Below are 6103 nucleotides of genomic sequence, written 5' to 3'. Positions count from 1 at the left end.
TCGTCGACCAGGCGCTTGAGCAGCGACATCCCGGCGCGCGTGCCCTCGGTGTCGATGCCGTTGTCGCTCGCGTCCCAGCTGCCGTCCTCGCGACGGCGGAAGGCATAACCGCCGCCGGCCGACATCAGCGCGTAGGTGTAATAGAACTCGTTGTAGGGCCACATGATCGCGCGCCGGCCCTGCGGGCGCAGGCGGCGGTCGATCTCGAAGACCTCGTCCCAGCTGCGCGGCGCGCGCGGCACGAGATCCAGGTTGACGATCAGCGCGACCGATTCGATCGCGATCGGATAGCCCCAAGTGCGGCCGCCCATGCGCCACGGCGACCACGCCATCGGCGCGACCGCTTCGCGCAACTGGCGCGACGGCGCCACCGGCCGGATCAGCCCGGACGCGGCCCAGCCGCCGGCGCGGTCATGCGGCCAGATCCACACGTCGGGGCCCTTGCCGGCGGCGGCGGCCTGCTCGAACTTGGAGACGCCGTTCTCCGGATGCTCGACGCGCAGCGCCACGCCGGTGTCGCTCGTGAAGCGCTCGCCGATCCGGGCCACGCCCTCATAGCCCTTGTCGCCGTTGATCCAGACCCGCAGCGGCTCGCGGTCCGGCAACAGCGCCGCACGCGCCGCGCCGCTCCACGTCGCCAGGCCGCTCGCACCGAGGCCGGCACCGGCCAGCAGCGCCTGGCGCCGCCGCGGATTCATCGGGCCGCGCATGCGTCCGCCTCCTCGTGCAGCCGCGGCAGCGCTTCGCCGCGCGGATCGAAGACGTGCACCTCGTCGCGCAAGGCCGCCACCGGGAAGGCCTCGCCGATCGCGGGCGCGCCGTGGCCCTCGGGCAGCCGGGACACCAGCGCGCCGCCGGGCCCCGCCAGGTAGGCCAGGCTCTGGTCGCCCAGGTGTTCCAGCCACTGGACCTGCGTGCGGATCGGCTCGCTCAGGCGCGCGCCCGGCGAGGCGCCACCAGCACGCGCGTCCGGGACCGGGCGCAGGTGCTCGGCCCGCACGCCCAGCGTGACGGTATCGCCGTCGTTCACGCCGTCGGCGCGCACCGGCAGAGACAGGCGCGTGCCATCGGCGAGCGCGGCCACCACGCCGTCGTCGCGGCGCTCGACCAGGGTCGCCGGCAGGAAGTTCATCCGCGGCGAGCCCAGGAAGCCCGCGACGAACAGGTTGCGCGGCCGCCGGTACAGCGTCAGCGGCGCGCCGCATTGCGCGACGCTGGGCTGCGGCAACAAGGCCCCGGGCGGCGGCGGCTGCAGCAGCACCATGCGGTCCGCGAGCGTCATCGCCTCGACCTGGTCGTGGGTCACGTAGATCGAGCTGGCCCGGCCCTGGCTGCGATGCAGCCGCGCGATCTCCAGCCGCGTCTGCTGGCGCAGCGCGGCATCCAGGTTGGACAGCGGCTCGTCGAACAGGAACACGCCGGGCTGGCGCACCAGCGCGCGACCGATGGCGACGCGCTGGCGCTGGCCGCCGGACAGTTCGCGCGGTTTGCGCCGCAGCAGGTGATCGATCTGCAGCAGCTTCGCGACCTCCTCGATGCGGCGCTGCGCGTCGGCCTTGGGCACGCGCGCCAGGCGCAGGCCGAAGCCGAGGTTCTCCCCGACGTCCAGGTGCGGATAGAGCGCGTAGCTCTGGAACACCATGGCGACATCGCGCTCGCCGGGCGCCTTCTCGTTGACGCGACGGCCGCCGATGCGCAGCTCGCCGCTGCTGATCGTCTCCAACCCCGCGATCATGCGCAGCAGCGTGGACTTGCCGCAGCCCGACGGGCCGACGAACACGCAGAACTCGCCTTCGGCGATGTCCAGCGTCACGTCGTGCACCGTGGGCACGCCGCCCTCGATGTAGGTCTTGCCGACCTGCTCCAGTTGCACCGAGGCCATGGTTCAGCGCTCCCCGACGCCCAGGTCGATGACGAGCCGGCGTTCGACGCCGAGCGTGGCCCGGCGCAGCGCCGCACCGGCGCCGAGCGCGCGGGCCTCCGGCTCGAGGAACACCGGCAGGTCCGCCGCGATGGGCAGCACCGCCAGCGTGATCGACGGCCACGCGCCGTCGGCGCGGCGCCAGCGGTCGATCGCGATCGTCCACGGACTGCCATCGCAGAAGCGGTCGTCGACGACGACGCCCTCCACCTCGAGCCGCGCGACATCGCCGACCAGCGCCAGCGTCAGCCAGACCCGGCCGCGCGGCAGCCCGTCCGACGGCACGATCGCCCAGTGGGCCTCGGCCGCACGCGCGGTTTCGTCGGGCACCAGCGGCACCGGTCCGTCGCGCCAAGGCACATGCGGCCCCCAGCGCAAGGCAGGCGGCTCGCCCGCCGCCTGCATCAGCGCGACCGCGAGACGCGCCTCGCCGCCGTCCCGACCACCGTTGCCAGTGCCAGTGCCGGAAGCCGCCTCGGTCATTCCCTCTCCCGCGATCGCGGGAGAGGGCGAGGGTGAGGGCCAGCGCCCTCCCGCCCCGCTCATCCCTGCCGCGAACGACCACACCGCCCATTCGACCGCCAGTTCCTCGCGACCGCCGCCGAGCCCCTCCGCCGGGAACACGCGCACCCAGGCCGCTTCCTCGACGCCGGCGTCCATGCCGATGAATTCCCCGTCCGCGCCCACGCCCACCGTCGCCGGATGGCTGGACCACATCAGCCGCTCGCGCCCGCCGATCCGGACCTTCGCCGTCGCCGCCGCGGCGGCCTCGGACAGCACCAGCACGCGATGCATCCGTCCCGCGGCATCGCGCAGCGACACCAGCCGAGGCCCCTCGCGCGAATCCAGCCGCACGACCCAGACCTCGCCGCGGCGCTCGACATGCCCGCCGCGCACCTCGATCGTGACCAGCCCCTGGGCATCAAACACCAGCTCCGCCGCGATGCCCTCGAGACTGAAGCCGGTCCACACCACGTCGCCATCGGCACCGGTCCAGCGCGCCATCGGCTGCACCGTCGCCTGACGCAGGCGCGCCGCGCCCAAGCGATGTCCGACCGGCCAGATGAAGGCCGCGCCGGTACGCAGCGCCACGCCGCCCTCGCTGGGCAGGCGCAGCGCCCCGCCGTCGGCCGTGCGCAGTTCGATGGCCAGGTCCCGCCGCGCCGGCAGCGGGTGATGGCGCACATGGTGGTTGACGAAGACGAAGCCTTCGACCTCCGCCACCGACGCGCCGGCCGCCCGCAGCGCGATGCGCGGCAACGCGCGATCGGCCGGATCGAAGGGCCCGTCCACCGGCAGCACCGCCTCGCACGGCGCCAGCGTCGCGCCGAAGTCGCGCATCAGCTGATGCAGCGCGCGCAGCCGTCCCCACGACGGCCGGACCTGGCCGTACTGACCCAGCGGCGCCTGGAAGTCGTAGCCCCACTGCGGCACGTCGTTGGGATAACCGGTCGCCTGGGTCTCGTTGAGCGGCCCCGTCTCGCAGACCGGGTTGGTGCCGCCGTGATACATGTAATAGCCGTACAGGTTGGCGCCCGAGCCCAGCTGGACCAGCGTCGTCGCATGCACGTCGTCGGCGTCCACGACCGGTCGACGGTGGTAGCTCTGCGCCATGCCGCCGCCGGCCTCGGCCAGGCAGAACGGGTAATGCGCCGTATCGATCAACCCCGCGGCCGGCGTGCCGTCGACATTGCCCATCTCGCCGATCACGCGACGGGTGTTGAACAGGAACACGCCCGACGGCGGCAGCGCTTCGCGCGAGCCCTGCCAGAACCCATCGGCGTAGGCGCCCGACACCGGCAGCACCTCGCGCGGCGGGATGTCCAGCGTCGGCCAGCCGGTGACGGTGTAGATCGGCACGGTGAGGCCGACGTCGATCGCCAGCTGCTTCAGCGCGGCGATGTGCTCGGCCCCGCGGCCCGGACCGGTGCCGCCGTATTCGTTCTCCAGCTGCAGCCCGATCACCGGCCCGCCGTCGCACCACAACCGGCCGCGCGCCTGCGCCGCGATCTCGCCGTAGAGCCGGCGCACGTGGGCGAGGTAGGCGGGATCGTTGCCGCGCGGCTCGCAGGTCGCGGCGAGCCAGTCGGGAAAGCCACCCAGCCTCACCTCGGCATGCACCCACGGACCGGGACGCAGGTAGACGAACAGGCCGGCCTCGGCCGCGAGGTCGATGAAGCGCGCCAAGTCGCGCTGGCCGTCCCAGCGCCAGCGCCCTTGCACCGCCTCATGGTGGTTCCAGATCACGTAGCTGGCGACGACGTCCACCCCGCCCGCCTTGATCTTGGCGAGCTCGCCCGCCCATTCGTTCTCGGGATAGCGGCTGTAGTGGAACTCGCCCATCACCGGCATCCAGGGCCGGCCGTCCAGCATCAGGTAGCGGCTGTTGACCTCGAGGCTGCGGGTGGGATGCGGGTACAGGCCCAGGTTCAGGAAGCCGGTCTCGGGCCTCGGCACCGTCGGGGGCACCTGTAGCGCCACCGGCGCCGGCGGGGTTGTCTCGCTCACGTCGTTGTGCTGCCCGAAGAGGCAGTTAATCGTTTAATCCGAGTCAGTAGACCAAGGGCGACCCCAGGGGGCAATACGGGTAAGTCCGCAGAAGCGGCCGCATTCTACGCGGAGCGCCCTTGGCTTCGACGCTGTCGGAGCGCCATCGCGCGCGCGGCCGCGCTCGCTTCGGCGCCGATGCTGGGCATTCCGATTGACATCGCCCCCGCAGGTTGCTCCAATCAGATTAATCGATTAACCGACGCTGGACGCATCTTCCCGATCATCCGGCCGACACCCGCCCGCTTCATGCCCCCGATCTCCTTCCCGTCCGATCCGCCGGCGCCGCTGCGCCTGGGCGTGTGCTACTACCCCGAGCAGTGGCCGAAGGCGCGCTGGCGCGAGGACGCCCGCGCGATGCGCGCGCTCGGCCTGGGCACGGTCCGCATCGCCGAATTCGCCTGGTCCCGCATGGAGCCGGCCCCGGGGCAGTTCGACTGGGCCTGGCTGGACGAGGCGATCGACGTGCTCGCCGGCGAGGGCCTGTCGGTGGTGCTGGGCACGCCCACCGCGGCGCCGCCGCAGTGGCTGGTCGAGGCCCATCCCGACGTGCTGCCCGTGGGCGCCGACGGCCGCGTGAAGCCCTTCGGCGCGCGCCGGCATTACTGCTTCTCGAGCCCGTCGCTGGCCGAGGCCACGCGGCGCATCGTCACCGCGATGGCCCGTCGCTACGGCGGGCATCCGGCCGTCGTCGCCTGGCAGACCGACAACGAGTACGGCTGCCACGACACCACCCTGTCCTACTCGCCGGCCGCGCTGGCCGCGTTCCGGCGCTGGCTGCGGGCGCGCTACGAGACCGTCGAGCGCATGAACGAGGCCTGGGGCACCGCCTTCTGGGGCCTGCAGTTCTTGAGCTTCGAGCAGGTCGGCTTCCCGGTCGGCCAGCCGACGAGCCCGCTGCCCGCGCATGCGCTGGACTTCCGCCGCTTCGCCTCCGACGAGGTGGTGCGCTACAACCGGCTGCAGGTCGAGCTGATCCGCGCGCACGCGCCCGGCCGCCCGGTGCTGCACAACTTCATGGGCCTGTTCGCCGAGTTCGACCACCACGCCTGCGGCGCCGACCTGGACATCGCCGCCTGGGACAGCTATCCGCTTGGCCACGTCGACACGGCCGCGACCTTCCTCACCGAGGCCGAGCGCCAGCAATGGGCGCGCACCGGCCATCCGGACCTGACCGCCTTCCATCACGACCTGTACCGCGGCATCGGCCGCGGCCGGATGTGGGTGATGGAACAGCAGGCTGGGCCGGTGAACTGGGCCGACTGGAACGCGCTGCCGCTGCCCGGCATGGTCCGCGCGTGGACCTGGGAGGCCTTCGCGCACGGCGCGGAGCTGGTGTCCTACTTCCGCTGGCGCCAGTTGCCTTTCGGCCAGGAGCAGATGCATTCGGGGCTGAACCGCCCGGACGGCGCGCTGGACGACGGCGGCCGCGAAGCCGCTCAGGTCGGCGCCGAGATCGGGCGGCTGCTCGCCGCCGGCGATGCGGCGTCGCTGGCGATGCGGCCGGCGGCGGTCGCGCTGGTGATGGACTACCCGTCGCTGTGGATGGCGCAGATCCAGCCGCAGGGCAAGGACATGGCGGGCTTCGGCCCGATGCTGGCGTACTACGGCGCGCTGCGCCGGCTCGGGCTGGAC

Annotated in this window: 4 protein-coding genes; 1 reads left to right on the top strand and 3 read right to left on the bottom strand. The window is 72.8% G+C overall.

The genetic code is table 11. The annotated features are described in order from the left end of the window. The 3 genes from FUT87_RS16625 to FUT87_RS16615 all read right to left on the bottom strand — a co-directional run. The coding region (locus FUT87_RS16625) for an extracellular solute-binding protein (protein ID WP_147241732.1) at positions 1-710 on the bottom strand (710 nt) is incomplete at its 3' end. Next, positions 695-1882 (bottom strand): ABC transporter ATP-binding protein, encoded by a 1188-nt coding sequence (locus FUT87_RS16620; RefSeq protein ID WP_091727565.1) that lies wholly within the window; start codon positions 1880-1882, stop codon positions 695-697. The genes FUT87_RS16625 and FUT87_RS16620, both read right to left, overlap by 16 nt. Positions 1883-1885: 3 nt before the next feature. Then, positions 1886-4429 (bottom strand): beta-galactosidase, encoded by a 2544-nt coding sequence (locus tag FUT87_RS16615; protein WP_147241731.1) that lies wholly within the window; start codon positions 4427-4429, stop codon positions 1886-1888. A gap of 327 nt (positions 4430-4756) precedes the next feature. Here FUT87_RS16615 and FUT87_RS16610 point away from each other — a divergent pair. Continuing rightward, on the top strand, positions 4757-6103 hold a 1347-nt coding region (locus tag FUT87_RS16610), incomplete at its 3' end, for a beta-galactosidase (protein ID WP_147241733.1).

It is taken from the genome of Mitsuaria sp. TWR114, from assembly GCF_007997345.1.
The sequence above is the reverse complement of the archived record's forward strand: the minus strand, read 5'-3'. Positions and strand labels throughout refer to the sequence as shown.

Coding starts and splice junctions, on each gene's coding strand:
- FUT87_RS16620 (WP_091727565.1), bottom strand. CDS start 1,882: ATGGCCTCGGTGCAACTGGAGCAGGTCGGCAAGACCTACATCGAGGGC.